The 749-nt window shown below is 59.3% G+C and carries 1 pseudogene; it reads left to right on the forward strand.

The annotated features are described in order from the left end of the window. A pseudogene (locus ACIOWA_RS27795) lies at positions 1-679 on the forward strand (NADH-quinone oxidoreductase subunit C/D); the annotation flags it as partial. Positions 680-749: the final 70 nt, after the last annotated feature.

Consider the following 749-nt stretch of genomic DNA (forward strand, 5'->3'; position numbering starts at 1 on the left):
CGGCATCAAGGTGCCAGAGAAGGTCGACGTCATCCGCATCATGATGGCCGAGTTCTTCCGGATCACCAGCCACCTGCTGTTCCTGGGTACTTACATCCAGGACGTTGGTGCGATGACCCCGGTGTTCTTCACCTTCACCGACCGCCAGAAGGCTTACACGGTGATTGAAGCCATTACCGGTTTCCGTCTGCACCCGGCCTGGTACCGCATCGGCGGCGTCGCACACGACCTGCCACGCGGCTGGGAAAAACTGGTGAAAGATTTCGTTGAATGGCTGCCAAAACGCCTCGACGAATACACCAAGGCGGCACTGCAGAACAGCATCCTCAAAGGTCGTACCATCGGCGTTGCCCAGTACAACACCAAAGAAGCCCTGGAATGGGGCGTCACCGGTGCGGGCCTGCGTTCGACCGGTTGCGACTTCGACCTGCGTAAAGCGCGTCCATACTCCGGCTACGAAAACTTCGAGTTCGAAGTGCCGCTGGCGGCCAATGGCGATGCCTATGATCGCTGCATGGTCCGCGTCGAAGAGATGCGCCAAAGCATCAAGATCATCGACCAGTGCATGCGCAACATGCCGGAAGGCCCGTACAAGGCGGATCACCCGCTGACCACGCCGCCGCCCAAAGAACGCACGCTGCAGCACATCGAAACCCTGATCACGCACGTCCTGCAAGTTTAGGTTGGCGGCAAGTACGGGGCCCACCCAAAAATCAGGGACGTGGGGTTGAGGGGTTGGTTGTGGTGCA

The sequence above is a fragment of the Pseudomonas sp. NPDC087614 genome (genome assembly GCF_044743485.1).
GTDB classification, from domain to species: Bacteria; Pseudomonadota; Gammaproteobacteria; order Pseudomonadales; family Pseudomonadaceae; genus Aquipseudomonas; species Aquipseudomonas baetica_A.